The following is a 14,070-nucleotide window of genomic DNA, read 5'->3' on the forward strand; positions in this document are numbered from 1 at the left end:
TCTGAGTGAAACCGTGTTTACCGGACTGCGACTGCTGCGCAGCCGGACGGGGATAAATCCCCTCGCCACAGGGGAATCAACAGCCTCAAGGAATTCATTGGCCGTGGGAGTGCGGGACAAGGCGATCACTTTCTGCTCAACCATCGAAGTCACCCAAATTGATATTCAGGCGGCCGAGGCGGTATAGCAGCGTGCGGCGGGGCAGGCCCAGTTCGCGGGCGGCGAGGGTCTGGTTGCCGTCGTTTTTGCGCAGGCAGTTGAGCAACAATGTTCGCTCGACCTGCTCCAGGCGTTCGCGCAGATTCAGGCTGCTGTTGTCTTCTGGCATCGGCTCCATGCGCAGGGAGAAATGCTCGGCCAGCAACTCGCCACCCTCGCACAACAGCACCGCGCGTTCGACCAGCGCTTTCAGTTCGCGAACGTTGCCGGGGAAGGTGTAACCCGCCAGATGCTCCAACGCCGCGTCCGACCAGCGCACCGGATCTCGCTGCAAATAGGCGCAGGCCTTTTCGGCGAAATGCCGCGCCAGGTCGAGGATGTCGCCTTCGCGCTGACGCAACGCCGGCAGCACAATCGGAAATTGCGCGAGGCGGTAGTACAAGTCCTCGCGGAATTTACCTTCGCTGACCAGCACAGACAGATCGCGGTGAGTCGCGGCGATGATGCGCACGTCGATCTTGTGCGTGTCGTTGGAACCCAGCGGACGAATCTCGCCTTCCTGCAACACGCGCAGTAATTTCGATTGCAGCGACAGCGGCATATCACCGATTTCATCGAGCAACAGCGTGCCGCCATTGGCCGCGTCGAACAGCCCGGCGCGGTCGCGATCGGCGCCGGTAAAGGCGCCTTTGCGATAGCCGAACAGCTCGCTTTCCAGCAGGTTTTCAGGGAACGCCGCGCAGTTCTGCACGATGAACGCCTGCGAGCGACGCGGCCCGCAATCGTGAATCGCCCGCGCGACGACTTCCTTGCCGGTGCCGGTTTCGCCACGCAGCAGCACGGTGTACGGGCTGTGCAGGACTTTGCCGATCAGCGAGTAGGTCTGGCGCATCGCGGTGCTTTTGCCAATCAGACCGTAACCGCTGATGCTCGGCACGCTGCGCGCCACCGGTGCCGACACATCGCGTGGCTGACGCAGACGCTGGAGCAAATGCAGTTGGCCGAGCACGAACGAGCCGAGCTGACCGAGCGAATCGGCGAAGCCTTGCAGGTCGGTGCGACGGCGGCTGGCGCACAGCAGCAGACCTTCGACAGCCTTGTGCTGATTGACCAGCGGTACGCACAACAGCGACTGCCACGGCGAGGCCACCGCCGGCAGAAAACTGGTTTCGTGCAGGCTGCCGCTCAAGTCGTCGAGGCACACCACGCGGTTCTGGCACAGGGCGAATTGCAGCAATTGCTCACCGTTGTAATCCGCCGGCAGGCTCGCCGCTTCACGCGGTTGCAGGGCGCCGTCGAGGCATTCGGCGTTCATTCCCAGGCAGGTGTGGGTGGCGTCGAGCAGATACAACTGCGCCAGTTCGCAACCGCTCAACTCGGCCAAGCCGCGCACGAAGTCACCCAGCAGCGCAGCACCGTCCGCCGCGCGCGACAGACTGGCGAACTGCGCCAGCAACGCTTCGGCATACACCAGCGGCTGCGGCACTTGAGTGAACATCACGCCCACCTCAGGCGAACTCGCACGTCACACTGGCTTCGCCGTCGAGCGTGGCGTGCACGCGCTTCAGGCTTTCACCGGTGGCCATGGCGTCGAGCAGACGATCGGCCACTAGCGGCAGCACGTGTTGATCGAGCAGATGATCGATCAGGCGCGCGCCGCTGTCGCTTTGCGTGCAGCGCTCGGACAAGTGATCGACGAGGTTCTGGCACCAGCTGAAATCCAGCTGACGACGGCTGAGGCGCTCGCCGAGACGACCGAGTTTGATCTCGATCAGCTCGCGCAATACCGGACCGCCGACCGGGTAGTACGGCACCACTTTCATCCGCGCCAGCAGCGCCGGTTTGAAGTGTTTGCTGAGCACCGGGCGAATGGTTTCTTCGAGCACTTCGGCGGTCGGCCGTGCGCCGTTTTCGCAAAGGTCGCTGATGCGATCGCTGCCGAGGTTCGAGGTCATCAGGATCAACGTGTTGCGGAAGTCGATCTCGCGACCTTCGCCGTCGTTGGCCACGCCTTTGTCGAAGATTTGGTAGAACAGGTTGAGCACGTCCGGATCAGCCTTCTCGACTTCATCGAGCAACACCACCGAGTACGGTTTCTGCCGCACGGCTTCGGTGAGCATGCCGCCCTCGCCGTAACCGACGTAGCCTGGCGGTGCGCCGATCAGGCGCGAGACGGTGTGCTTCTCCTGGAACTCGGACATGTTGATGGTGGTGATGAAACGGTCGCCGCCGTACAGCAGATCAGCGAGGGCCAGCGCGGTCTCGGTTTTACCGACGCCGCTCGGGCCGACCAGCAGGAACACGCCGACTGGCGCATCAGGTTTGTTCAGGCCGGCAGCGGTGGCGCGCATCGAGCGATCCAGTGCGTGCACGGCTTGTTCCTGACCGCGAATGCGCGTGCGCAGATCGGTGGCGAAACTGGCGACTTTGGCGTTGTGCTCGCGGGCCAGTTGCGCCAACGGCACGCCAGTCCAGGCGCTGATCACTTCGGCGACCAGACGCGGGCACACTTCGAAACTGACCAGACGTTCTTTGACCTGGGCGGCGGTCAGGGCGCTGTGGGTTTCGTTGAGCTGCGCTTCCAGCGCTTCGACGCTCTGGCCTTCTTCGACCTCGGCGACGAGGGTTTCGATGACGGTGCCTTCGGCGTCTTCTTCAACGCTGAGCACCGGTTCAACGGCAGCGGCTTCGCGGGCCTTGGCCAGTTGCTGACGCAGATCGAGCAGGCGCTCGGCCAGGGTTTTCTGTTCAGTCCACAGGGTTTCCAGCGCGACCATTTCGTCTTCGGCTTCGTCGAGACGTGCTTCCAAAGCCTCCAGCGCTTCGTGATCGATCAGCAGACCAGCCTCGGCGTCACGGCGCAGGGCCTGACGCTGACGGCCACCTTCAGCCAGTTCGCCACGCAGGCGCTCAAGGCTTTCCGGGGCGGCGGCGAGGCTGATGCGTACGCGGGCGCAAGCGGTGTCGAGGACATCGACGGCTTTGTCCGGTAGCTGCCGACCGGCCAGGTAACGTGCGGACAATTCCGCCGCCGAGACCACCGCATCATCGCGCAGATAGATGCCGTGGCTCTTCTCGTAAACCTGGGCCAGACCACGGAGGATGGTCACCGCTTCGCTGACGGTCGGTTCGTGCAATTGCACCGGTTGGAAACGACGGGCCAGCGCCGGGTCTTTCTCGAAGTATTTCTTGTACTCGGCCCACGTGGTGGCGGCGATGGTACGCAGTTCGCCACGGGCCAGTGCCGGTTTCAGCAGGTTGGCCGCATCGGAACCGCCAGCATTGCCGCCCGCGCCGATCAGCGTATGCGCTTCGTCGATAAACAGAATGATTGGTTTTGGCGAAGCTTTGACTTCGTCGATCACGCCTTTGAGACGACGTTCGAATTCACCTTTGACGCTGGCGCCGGCCTGCAACAGGCCCATGTCCAGCGACAGCAGTTCAACGCCTTTGAGCACTTGCGGCACTTCACCGGCAGCGATGCGCGAGGCCAGACCTTCGACGATGGCGGTCTTGCCGACACCGGCCTCACCGACGACGATCGGGTTGTTCTTGCGGCGACGGGCGAGGATGTCGACCATCTGCCGGATCGCGCCGTCACGGCACAGCACCGGGTCGAGTTTGCCGTCGCGGGCCTGTTGGGTCAGGTTGTGGGTGAAGCGCTGCAACAGTGATTCGCCCTGCGCCGCCGGTTTGCCGTTGGCCGCCGGTTGCTCCTGTTGCGACAGGGCAAATTCTTTCAGGCGATCGATGTTCAGCTTGGCGAGCAGCGGCTGATAACGGCTGCCGGCGTAACGTATCGGGTTGCGCAACAGCGCGAGGATCAGCGCGGCGTCTTCAACCTGGGTCTGACCGAGTTCGAGGTTGGCCACCAGCAACGCATCTTGCAGCCACTGCACCAGTTCCGGGGCGAACACCGGGTTGCGCGAAGCGCTGTGTTCGACGCGCGATTGCAGCGCCGCGCTGAGTTCACCGGCGTCGACATCGGCGTCTTGCAACGCGCGGGCGAGCAAGCCGTTCGGACGTTCGAGCAGGCCAAGCATCAAGTCTTCGACGAGGATTTTGCTGCCGCCACGGGCGACGCAACGCTCGGCCGAACGCTCAAGATCACGACGGGTTTCGGCGTCCAGCGCCTGAATGAGTTGTTGCAGGTCTACGTTGATCATGGCTCACGTCCTTAATGAATTTTGCTGCCCAGGGTCACCACGCCGTCCGCTTTTTCGCGGCCCAGCCAACTGGTCCAACCGAGGCGACAGGCGTTCTGCTCACCGATGCGCAGTTCGCGGATTTCTTCCTGGCGCAGCACCAGGCGGATGTCGTAATCGAGCGGGTCACGCAGGGTGAACCGCACCAGCGCGCAGAGCGGCTGGTAACCAAAACCGATCGGCAGAAATTCATGGAATCGCTGCCAGTCGAGTTCGGTGATGTGAATGCGGAATTTGCCGCTGCGGTCGCGCACGTGCTCGCCGAGCACCAGGTCTTCGCCGAGCAGGCTGTTGGCGCGGCCCAAACGATTGCGCTGTTCTTCAAGAATCTCGACGCGGCGCTCGATGCACTGCTCGATGACCAGGTCTTCGTGCTTGAAGTAGTAACGCAGCACGGCTTCGATCAGCGCCGCCGAGTGCGCGCGCAGGCTGAGCAAACCGAGGTACGGTAGCAGGCGTTTCCAGTTGAGTTCTTTAGCTTTGCGGATCTCTTCGCCACCGAGGCCAATCAGCGCAAACAACTGCGCCGAAAACGGGTCGAGCGCGCCGCTCTGGAAGCTTGCGCGGTAGCGGTATTTGCGCCAGATCGGCAGCATCAGCCGTTGCAAACGATGGTGGAACAGGTCGAGGAAGTTGCGCGTCGGGTTGCCGTCTTCGCTATCGCCCAGCGCCTGTTCGCCATAGAACGCCGGCAGCGGCGAACCGGAACCGACCAGGCCGATCAGGTTGAAACGCATGCGCGCGCGCATCTGCCCGTGCTCTTCGAAAAACTCCACGCGATCGACGTCGCTGCCGGGAAAGCCCAGGCTCGGATTGGCCTGGAATTCCAGCTGATCGTACAAATCGTCTTCGCTCAGGTACGGGTGTGCCTCGCGCAGCCGATCGATCACCAGCAGCACTGCCTGAAACAGCGAGTACTCGCGTATCGCCTTGGTGAGCCCGCTTAAAGCAGGGGCTGCAGGCCCATACGTGGTGTCCATTGGTACACCTCTCCCTGTGTGCTTTTTACTCGCAGCTCGTGGAATGAATTGAGACTGGCGTAAAGCGCGAAAAACTCGTTAAGAACCGAAGCGAAGACGAACAGATCGCCCTCGCCGATGTACCCTTCCGGGTCGATGGTCAGCTCGGTGCGCAAGCCGCGTACCGGCAAGCCACGGTGCAAGCGATCGACGTGGTGGTGCTTGATATTCTTCAGGCCGCCGAGCAGGCGTTTGCTGACTTTCTCTGCGTGCTGGTCGTAGTAACGCGGCAGGTCGTAGGTTTCGAGAATCACCTTCAACGCATTGACGTCCGCCAGCGACAGATAGTTAAGCGACATGTTGCTGATCAGCTTCCACAGGAAGTCACGGTTCAGCGGCGGCGCAAAACTCGATGTGGCCGGGGTGATGTTGCGGAAACTGAGAAACTCCGGCGTCTCTTCGCAGGCCACACAGATGTCGCCGAGCTTGAGCTTGCGCGGCAGATTCTGGTTGGTGCAGATCAGCTCGATCGACAGGGTTTCGTGGGCTTCGGTGTGGCGAATGCCGAAGCTCAAATAAGTGTCGAGGCCGTCGTGCAGCAACGATGAACGCTGGCGAATGCTGTAATGCGGACGGCTGTTGGGCACGTCGAAACTCGGGTCGTGCTCGAAGGATTCGAACGGCACGTATTCCTGATAACCGAGACCGCCGGGCTTCCAGCCCGTCACGGTTTCCACCGAGAACACACCGCAGTTTTCCAGATCGTATTCCGCCGGCAGCAGCAGGTATTCGTCCTGCTTGCCGTCGAGACGAATCGGCAACGCATCGTGGGCAAACAGGTTGGCGATGGGCGTGCAAAACAGCTTCACGTTATCCAGTGTCGGGCGCATGCGCAGGATGCCGCTCTTGCGAATGTCGAAGCGCAATTCCAGGCCGCGCATCTGCTTGAGGGTGTCCTGCGGCAGCGCGTTGAGGATGTCCAGACCGTTGACGTCGACGAAGAGGAATTTGTCCTGAAAGGCGAAATATTCCTGCAGGTAGCGATAGCCACGGAAGGTATTCAGTGGATACGGGATCAACGCTTCTTCTTCGGCAAAGCCCACCGGGGTGACCCGGTCACCGGGAATCTTGAACGCCATCGGCTTGCCGCTGACGCCATCAATTGGCTTGCCGGCGCCGTCGAGCGGAATCAGTTCGATGCCTTCGAGGTTGCGCAGCAGGCTCAGGTAAAGCATCTGGCTGATGTAGCGCTCACCGGCAAAGTGCAGACGCAGCTTGCTCAGTTCCAGCTCACCGAGGTGGCCGTCGGCACTCATTTCCAAACGCAGACTCAGCAGCGAGCCGTCGCCCTTCACCGAGTAATTCAACGCCGCGAGATCCAGCGGCAACACCTCGGTCGGGTAGCAAGTGCGGAAGCGGCAACGCACGTCTTCGATCGGCTTGCTCTCCACCGGCGTATCACGCTCGACCACCAGCGCCGGGCCCGAACGCTTGAGCGGATCGAACTGCAAAATGCTGAACGCCGGCAGCGGGCGCATGTAGTTGGGCCAGAGCAATTGCATCAGCGAATGGCTGAGCTCCGGCAACTCGTCGTCGAGCTTCTGGCGCAGACGCCCGGTGAGAAACGCAAAGCCTTCCAGCAACCGCTCCACGTCCGGATCCCGCCCGGCCTGGCCCAGATACGGCGCCAACGCCGGACTACGCTCGGCGAAACGGCGACCGAGTTGGCGCAGTGCGGTGAGTTCGCTTTGGTAGTAGTGGTTAAAGGACACGGGGTACCTGCCTGAAAAATGAACTCATAAAAAAAACGCTCCGCCACCGAAATGCCGGTTCATTTTTGACCGCCGCCTTCTGCGGCGCACCACGTGGCATGGTCAAGCCGATCAAATGACGGACATGCATTGGATTTACGAATGAATACGTAAGGCGCTGCGGGCTCGTAGGAGAAGTAGTAATAGTTCTTACCATCCTCGCCATAGATCCAGTAATTCGACGACCCCTCATTTATCTCATAAGGCTTGAATGAAAAAATGGAGGATTCAGACGGGATGAAGTTAACACCATCCATCAACATCATGAGCGCATTAGGAAACACGTTTGTCAGTGAAAACAAAGCCACAGCAAGAATTGCGACAGACAGCTTCATGAGCTTGCGCCTACATACTTCATCATTTGAAAAATATAATAGAGCTGCACTCATCATTTCACCTTTCTCGATTTCCAAATCACGAGCTTACTACCATTTGGAACAGCCACCTGTTTTGATACGCCACATAACAGGGCTTATCACAAGCATCTCTAACGCTTCTCGGAAAACAGTAAAAACTTACTCAAGACTTTAAAAGCAACAACCGTAACAACTGAAAAAAATGCGCCAACCACTAAAACATAGGGAATATAAGTTAACCACAAAAACATCATACCCAGACCAGCTAGCCTGCCAAACGCCAAACATCCGATGCCATAAACAACCCAAGGCACTCCATAAAACGGGATAAAAACTACAGGAGCCCACCAAGTAAGACGTACGACTTCAAGCTCAGTTCTCCTAGAAATCAAACGAGTAGAAAAGACCGCGAATAACACATAGGCCACCAGCCCGAAACCAAGAACGTATATAAGGACGAACTGTTCCATCCCACCACGTAGCGGGCTGGAAAAATATAAAGCATCAAGCAACAGCAAAGCCGGCAACACCACCATTGGCAACCAAATCGCTGTTTTAAAATAACTCACATACGTCATTTCAACGTCGACTCGGTAGAGTCGTCCGGCATAGGCTCTTCCCAGATACCCATCCAGCGGCCATCGTTCGGACTAAGATTTTTGAAAAAATTATTCCACTCCTCAATCGGCCGCATTTCCAGAGCTTCTTTTTTTAACTTTCGCCTTCTCATCTCGTTTCCAAGAGTGCCTTTGAAGTTCCCCTCTTCATCAACTTCTATGCGAATCGCCGAAGAGATCATCGGATACTTCTTATCACCAAATAGCGCAACAAGAGCTGCAGCCTTCCGAACATGCACACCTAAAAAAACAGATTTTCCAGAAGCATCAGTAATAAAAGCCTCACAGTTCGGAAATCCATCACCAGTTATATATGTCACTACATCTAAATGCTTCTCCACTCGATCGAACGTCATTATAACTTTGTAACTTACGTCCAGGCTTGGCACGAATGTCATTCCTGTCAATTTTTTTGTTTCCGCTGAAAATGGAAAAGCGTGATTCTCACCTGCGTAACCACCATCAACCCAAACAGTAGTGACTGCACCCTTTTCACTTTTAATTGATGGCCAGCTTCCGCCTTTGGGCTTTAACTCTGCATCATAGTGAGTATGTTCTTCACCCGCCTTCCCGGAATCATTCGACTCCGTTTGCGTATTAACAACTTCGTTCGTTGCCAGCTTTACAAAAAACCTATGCCATACACGTGAAGTTATTAGCGTACCTTGAGCGCCAGAGAGGCCGCTTGGCTTTAACGAAAAGCCGCGTGCATCACCTTCGAAGTAAAAGCCGCTCCACCCAAACGTTTTCCCTGGGTGAAACGATCTTATAGTGAATTCATAAGTTGAAAGCTTTGCTAATTTTACGGTCGCGACCTGCCCCTCACGATTGGTAGAAGGGGTGGAAGGAGCCTCCGCCAGAGGCGTAACGTTAGACATTCGCGACTCCTGCTGGAGGAAGCAGGGAAATTTTCAATATCTGGGAAGCTTTACCGGTGCTAACAGCTTTGGTGTGGCCGTTGACGTCCGTCACGCCCTCATAAATCTCACCTGACTCGGTCTCCAATCGGTAGCCGTAATTTGCCACCGGGCTACCTTCGTCGTCCCTCAAAACGAAAAAGTCATTGAAATAGTCAGGCATTGGAACTGGCGGCACAAACGTCACCGGCGTATGCGAATTGCCAATAATCACCGTCCCGGACCCAGCCGTAACCTTGTTCCCATGCGAACCCACCGAACCGACCGTTGCAGCAGGTTTGCCGTTAATCAAAACCGTGGTCGCCAGATCGCCGACCATCGCACCACCACACGCCGAGGCATCGCCTTGGCGGGCGGCCGCGAGGCCGTCGAAGAACACGTCGCCGGAACCGGCGGCGATCGGGTTGGTGCCGTGGCCGGGGAGCGGGCAAGCGGTGGGGTCGGATACGCGTGCTGCGGGTTTGCCAGACATCGGGAATCTCCTTAGTTGACCTTCACTTGACCGCTGCCATCCAGGCGCGCGGCGAAACTGACCTGTCGCTTGAAACCATCAACTTCCAGCAGGCCTTCGATGCTGAAGGCCAGGCGCAGCTGATCGTGGTCACGCGGCAGGGAAATGACACGCACATTGCTCAGGCGCGGCTCGTAGGCTTCGATGAAGTTTTCGATGGCCAGACGGGCCTGACTCAGGGAGTCGTGCAGGCTCAGGCGCATGTCATTGAGATCGGGCAACCCGTAGTCGGACAGCGTTTGCACGCTGCCGGCCCGGGTGCTGAGCATTTTGGCCAGATGGGCAGCCACGGACGCCATGGCGGAAACCTCGCGGCTCCAACCACTGCGTTTTTCTGCGTCGCCATTTAGGCGTTCGAAAAGGCTGCCGTATCCGTCCATGAGTCGCTCTTACTCTTTGTCCAGCTTGCCAACCAGCGACAGGGTGAAATCGGCACCCATGTACTTGAAGTGCGGACGCACGTTCAAGCTCACGCGGTACCAGCCCGGCTCGCCTTCAACGTCGCTGACGATGATTTGCGCAGCGCGCAGCGGACGACGGCCACGCACTTCGGCGCTCGGGTTTTCCTGGTCGGCAACGTACTGACGGATCCACTTGTTGAGTTCCAGCTCGAGGTCGGTACGTTCTTTCCACGAACCGAGTTGCTCGCGCTGCAGCACTTTCAAGTAGTGAGCCAGGCGGTTGACGATCATCATGTACGGCAGTTGAGTGCCGAGCTTGTAGTTCAGCTCTGCCGCCTTGCCTTCTGCGCTGATGCCGAAGTGCTTCGGCTTCTGCACCGAACTGGCGGAGAAGAACGCCGCGTTGTCGGAGCCTTTACGCATGGTCAGGGAGATGAAGCCTTCCTCGGCCAGTTCGTATTCACGACGGTCGCTGACCAGAACCTCAGTAGGGATCTTGGTTTCGATTTCGCCCATGCTTTCGAAGTGGTGCAGCGGCAGGTCTTCAACAGCGCCACCGCTCTGTGGGCCGATGATGTTCGGGCACCAGCGGAATTTGGCGAAGCTGTCGGTCAGCTTGGTGCCGAACGCGTAGGCAGTGTTGCCCCACAGGTAGTGCTCGTGGCTGTTGGCAACGGTTTCCTTGTACACGAACGATTTCACCGGGTTTTCTTCCGGGTCGTACGGGTTGCGCAGCAGGAAACGCGGCACGGTCAGGCCAACGTAGCGGGAGTCTTCCGAAGTCCGGAAGCTCTGCCATTTGGCGAATTGCGGGCCTTCGAAGTGGTCTTTCAGATCTTTCAGATCCGGCAGGCCGGTGAAGCTTTCCAGACCGAAGAATTTCGGGCCGGCCGCAGCGATGAACGGCGCGTGAGACATGCAGGCAACGCTGGACACGTACTGCATCAGTTTCACGTCAGGCGAGCTTGGCGACATGTAGTAGTTGGCGATGATCGCGCCCACCGGCTGACCACCGAACTGGCCGTATTCAGCAGTGTAGATGTGCTTGTACAGGCCCGACTGCATGACTTCCGGCGAATCTTCGAAATCGTCCAGCAGGTCTTCTTTGGAGACGTTGAGGATTTCAATCTTGATGTTTTCGCGGAAATTGGTGCGGTCGACCAGCAACTGCAGACCACGCCACGACGATTCCAGCGCCTGGAAATCCGGGTGGTGCAGGATTTCGTCCATCTGACGGCTGAGCTTGGCATCGATCTCGGCGATCATGCGGTCAACCATGGCCTTCTTGACCGGCTCACCGTTGTTCTGCGGCTTGAGCAGTTCTTCGATGAAGGCCGACACGCCGCGTTTGGCGATGTCGTAGGCTTCGTCGTCCGGGGTCAGACGGGTTTCGGCGATGATGCTGTCGAGAATGCTGTACTCGCCGCTCGCGGCGCCTTTCTCTTGTGCTGCGCTAGTGCTCATTGTGTTGGCTTCCTTGGCTGCTGGGTTCAGGCGTCCGGGGCTGCGGCGTTGAGGCCCAGCTCACCGAGTACGCGACCGCGGGATTCGTCGTCGGCGAGCACGCCTTCGATGGCTTTACGGAACGCAGGGGCGTTACCCAGCGGGCCTTTGAGGGCCACCAGCGCATCGCGCAGTTCCATCAGTTTTTTCAGCTCAGGCACTTGCTCGACCAGGCTGGCCGGGTTGAAGTCCTTCATCGAATTGACGCGCAGCTGCACGCCCAACTCTTCCGTGCTGCCTTCTTCCTGCAGACGGTTCGGCACGTTCATCGACAGGCTCAGCTCTTGCTTGGCCAACACCTCGTCGAAGGTCACCTTGTCGATGCTGATCGGCTTGCGATCTTCGATCTTGCGTTCGTCCTTGCGGTGGGTGTAGTCACCGATTGCCAGCAGCTTCAGCGGCAGTTCAATCTCTTCCTGAGCACCGCCGGTGGCGGGTTTGAAGGTGACGTTGATGCGTTCCTTGGGGGCTACCGAGCCTTCTTTGGCCATGGCTTTTCTCCTTGCGGTTGTGGCCCTGGGGCCTATTCGAGTACCACTTCGAGATCGAGGTGGCACAGCCTGCGATAAATCTCTTCCTTGCGTTCACGTACGGCATGGTTCTGCGGCAACAACTCGCAGCAGCTATGCAGTAAATGCAGCACTTCCAATGCAAGATCGGGCTCCCAGGCGTGCAGGCCTGAGTCCTGTAATGTCTGATCGAGGGTTTCCAGCTGGTTCTTGGCCAGTTCGTATTTCTTGGCCATGAAGCACAGCCGTGCGAGGGCGAACTGCCAGAAGAACCGCACGCGCCCGCCTTGGGCGGCTTGCAGTCCTTGCTTGAGAATCTGCACGGCAGGCTTGAGGCCTTCCTTGCGCAGAATCGGCAGCACCTCTTCAAGGGCTTTTTCCCAGGCAGGCTGGGTTTCGACGTTGTCGCTTTCGACCTTGCGCGGCGCGCTGGCGCTTTGCAGATGCGGCATGACGTTAGCGGCGATCCACGCGCGTGTGGCGGGATCGGCAAACGGTGCGCCGTCATGGAAACGCAGTTCGATAATGCCGGGCAGCCGCTGAACCAAAAGCGCGAAGTGGATTTCCACTTCGCGCATGGCCAGCTCGGCGTTGAGGTTCTGGAGACATTCCCAGACCATCCTCTGGCCATCGAACCAGAACGGCGCCTTCGCCAGGCTCGCCTCCAGTTCCACCAGCAAATCCGCGTATTTGCCCTGATCGAAGCGATCCTGATAGAGCTTGAGCTTGTCGACCGGCAGGCCGCGCAGCATGGTGATCTGCTCGGCGTTGCGCTCAGGCACCGCGTCGATGGTCATCCACAACAGCGTACGGTTGAGGCGCAAGGCGCGCAGGTCGGTGGCTTTCTGTTTGAGCCACCAGGCACACAACGGGCGAGCGCTGTCTTGCTGGGCGCGCAATGCTTTGTGCGCGTCTTTTTCGTTGTCGATCGGCGCGCCGGGAGTGAGCAACTGGGTCGCGGCCTGCTTGACCTGCGCCACCGCTGCGCCCACCACACCGGGGGCCGGCTGATTGTCGGCAGCGCGCTGGATCATGGTTTTCAGGCGACGGGAGATCGGCAGCAGCAGCGGCGATTCATCGCCCAGGTGCTCGGCGCAAGCGGCTTCAAGACCAGTCAGGTGATCGGAGAGCTGCCGGAACATCGGCAACTGCTCTTTGATCGCGATGTTTTCGGTAATGACCTGCTCAAGACGCGGCACCAGCCAGCCGATGGCGGCGGCACGGGTGCGGGGTTTGAGCGGGTGGACGTCGGCCCAGTTGTTTTCCGACAGATGGTGCAGCAAACCGAGGCCGGCCAGCAGCCCGGGGAAGGATTCACGCTGGTACAACGACCAGGTCAGCCAGGCGCCGACACGCAAATCCTTGGATTGGGTACGCAGCAGGTTTTCGCTGTTTTCGCGGATTTTCAGCCAGTCGATCTGCCCGCTTTCGTGCATCGACGAGGCTTTGCTCAGTTCGCTTTCCAATGCCTCGAATTCGCTCGAAAAACGAACGTCTTCGCCCGCGAAATTCTCTTTGGAAACAGAGACTTTTGCGAGTTCGAGGTAATGAGCGGAAAGTTTGCTTGAGTAGGACATCCATGGCCTTTATTAAGGATTACGGTCATGCGCCTATTGGAATTGCATCGGCGCGGGACAGTATCGAAGAGCGGGTACGGGACTCATCCAATTGAGTTTGTGCTCTTTCAAGTGCGCGCATCGTAATCACTATGATGGCCACTAGCAAGCATCTGATTAAACAACAAGACGAAGTGTTCTTTAAATCACGTAGGAGGTTTCCCTATATTCCGTCAGGGAATCCCCGATGCCATTTTAATAGCATCGCCCTGGTCGAACCGGCCGCAAAGCGTCGATCCAGAGCGGTCGCCAGCTCCCTTGAAAACAAGAGCCGAACGAGTCGCCGGAAGCAGAGCGGAGCATGACAAGTTTTGAAAAATCCCGATGTAGGAAAATTCTGAAATACTTCATTGCTGTTTCAATTAAACGCCGCGTGACAACAGACAATTAAAAAAGTGCCATCACAATGATGGCTTTTATATAGAAGGGATTATCGGCCGAGTGGATTGCATACAATGTGCATATTGTTGCAAGAGTATTAATGGCGATCGCCATACAACGATATG

The 14,070-nt window shown here is 58.3% G+C and carries 12 protein-coding genes; all 12 read right to left on the bottom strand.

The window, feature by feature from the left end:
• Window positions 1-136 precede the first annotated feature (136 nt).
• The 12 genes from KFS80_RS16605 to tssA all read right to left on the bottom strand — a co-directional run bounded on the left by KFS80_RS16605 (window position 137) and on the right by tssA (window position 13,525).
• Window positions 137-1,657 carry a sigma-54 interaction domain-containing protein gene (locus tag KFS80_RS16605; protein ID WP_053125093.1) on the bottom strand — a complete coding sequence of 507 codons (1,521 nt, stop codon included), beginning with the start codon at window positions 1,655-1,657 and terminating at the stop codon, window positions 137-139.
• Between the two features lie 10 nt (window positions 1,658-1,667).
• Window positions 1,668-4,325 carry a type VI secretion system ATPase TssH gene (gene tssH / locus KFS80_RS16610; RefSeq protein WP_212545362.1) on the bottom strand — a complete coding sequence of 886 codons (2,658 nt, stop codon included), beginning with the start codon at window positions 4,323-4,325 and terminating at the stop codon, window positions 1,668-1,670.
• An 11-nt stretch (window positions 4,326-4,336) separates the two neighbouring features.
• Window positions 4,337-5,344 (bottom strand): type VI secretion system baseplate subunit TssG, encoded by a 1,008-nt coding sequence (gene tssG / locus KFS80_RS16615; RefSeq protein WP_053125097.1) that lies wholly within the window; start codon window positions 5,342-5,344, stop codon window positions 4,337-4,339.
• Window positions 5,308-7,095, bottom strand: coding sequence for a type VI secretion system baseplate subunit TssF (gene tssF, locus KFS80_RS16620; protein WP_053125099.1), 1,788 nt, complete (start codon window positions 7,093-7,095; stop codon window positions 5,308-5,310). Before tssF ends, tssG begins: the two co-directional genes overlap by 37 nt.
• 59 nt (window positions 7,096-7,154) lie before the next feature.
• On the bottom strand, window positions 7,155-7,469 hold the full coding sequence (locus tag KFS80_RS16625; RefSeq protein ID WP_212545363.1) for a hypothetical protein: 315 nt from the start codon (window positions 7,467-7,469) through the stop codon (window positions 7,155-7,157).
• 152 nt (window positions 7,470-7,621) lie between these two features.
• The gene (locus tag KFS80_RS16630) at window positions 7,622-8,059 is read right to left on the bottom strand and encodes a hypothetical protein (protein ID WP_212545364.1); all 438 of its coding nucleotides are present in this window, start codon (window positions 8,057-8,059) and stop codon (window positions 7,622-7,624) included.
• Window positions 8,060-8,064: 5 nt separating this feature from the next.
• Entirely contained in the window at window positions 8,065-8,985 is a 921-nt protein-coding gene (locus KFS80_RS16635; RefSeq protein WP_212545365.1) for a hypothetical protein, read from the bottom strand.
• Window positions 8,978-9,496 carry a PAAR domain-containing protein gene (locus KFS80_RS16640; protein WP_212545366.1) on the bottom strand — a complete coding sequence of 173 codons (519 nt, stop codon included), beginning with the start codon at window positions 9,494-9,496 and terminating at the stop codon, window positions 8,978-8,980. Before KFS80_RS16640 ends, KFS80_RS16635 begins: the two co-directional genes overlap by 8 nt.
• Window positions 9,497-9,507: 11 nt before the next feature.
• On the bottom strand, window positions 9,508-9,915 hold the full coding sequence (gene tssE, locus KFS80_RS16645; RefSeq protein WP_212545367.1) for a type VI secretion system baseplate subunit TssE: 408 nt from the start codon (window positions 9,913-9,915) through the stop codon (window positions 9,508-9,510).
• Between the two features lie 9 nt (window positions 9,916-9,924).
• A complete protein-coding gene (gene tssC, locus KFS80_RS16650) occupies window positions 9,925-11,400 on the bottom strand; it encodes a type VI secretion system contractile sheath large subunit (protein WP_212545368.1) in 1,476 nt (491 codons plus the stop codon).
• A 26-nt stretch (window positions 11,401-11,426) separates the two neighbouring features.
• Entirely contained in the window at window positions 11,427-11,930 is a 504-nt protein-coding gene (gene tssB / locus KFS80_RS16655; protein ID WP_053125115.1) for a type VI secretion system contractile sheath small subunit, read from the bottom strand.
• Between the two features lie 32 nt (window positions 11,931-11,962).
• On the bottom strand, window positions 11,963-13,525 hold the full coding sequence (gene tssA / locus KFS80_RS16660; protein WP_212545369.1) for a type VI secretion system protein TssA: 1,563 nt from the start codon (window positions 13,523-13,525) through the stop codon (window positions 11,963-11,965).
• Window positions 13,526-14,070: the final 545 nt, after the last annotated feature.

It is taken from the genome of Pseudomonas rustica (assembly GCF_018336155.1).
Lineage (GTDB): Bacteria > Pseudomonadota > Gammaproteobacteria > Pseudomonadales > Pseudomonadaceae > Aquipseudomonas > Aquipseudomonas rustica.

Bases quoted from the DNA above. Each gene is read 5' to 3' on its own strand.
- KFS80_RS16605 (WP_053125093.1), bottom strand. From the start codon at position 1,657: ATGTTCACTCAAGTGCCGCAGCCGCTGGTGTATGCCGAAGCGTTGCTG.
- tssH (WP_212545362.1), bottom strand. From the start codon at position 4,325: ATGATCAACGTAGACCTGCAACAACTCATTCAGGCGCTGGACGCCGAA.
- tssG (WP_053125097.1), bottom strand. From the start codon at position 5,344: ATGGACACCACGTATGGGCCTGCAGCCCCTGCTTTAAGCGGGCTCACC.
- KFS80_RS16625 (WP_212545363.1), bottom strand. From the start codon at position 7,469: ATGAAGCTGTCTGTCGCAATTCTTGCTGTGGCTTTGTTTTCACTGACA.
- KFS80_RS16635 (WP_212545365.1), bottom strand. From the start codon at position 8,985: ATGTCTAACGTTACGCCTCTGGCGGAGGCTCCTTCCACCCCTTCTACC.
- KFS80_RS16640 (WP_212545366.1), bottom strand. From the start codon at position 9,496: ATGTCTGGCAAACCCGCAGCACGCGTATCCGACCCCACCGCTTGCCCG.
- tssE (WP_212545367.1), bottom strand. From the start codon at position 9,915: ATGGACGGATACGGCAGCCTTTTCGAACGCCTAAATGGCGACGCAGAA.
- tssC (WP_212545368.1), bottom strand. From the start codon at position 11,400: ATGAGCACTAGCGCAGCACAAGAGAAAGGCGCCGCGAGCGGCGAGTAC.
- tssB (WP_053125115.1), bottom strand. From the start codon at position 11,930: ATGGCCAAAGAAGGCTCGGTAGCCCCCAAGGAACGCATCAACGTCACC.
- tssA (WP_212545369.1), bottom strand. From the start codon at position 13,525: ATGTCCTACTCAAGCAAACTTTCCGCTCATTACCTCGAACTCGCAAAA.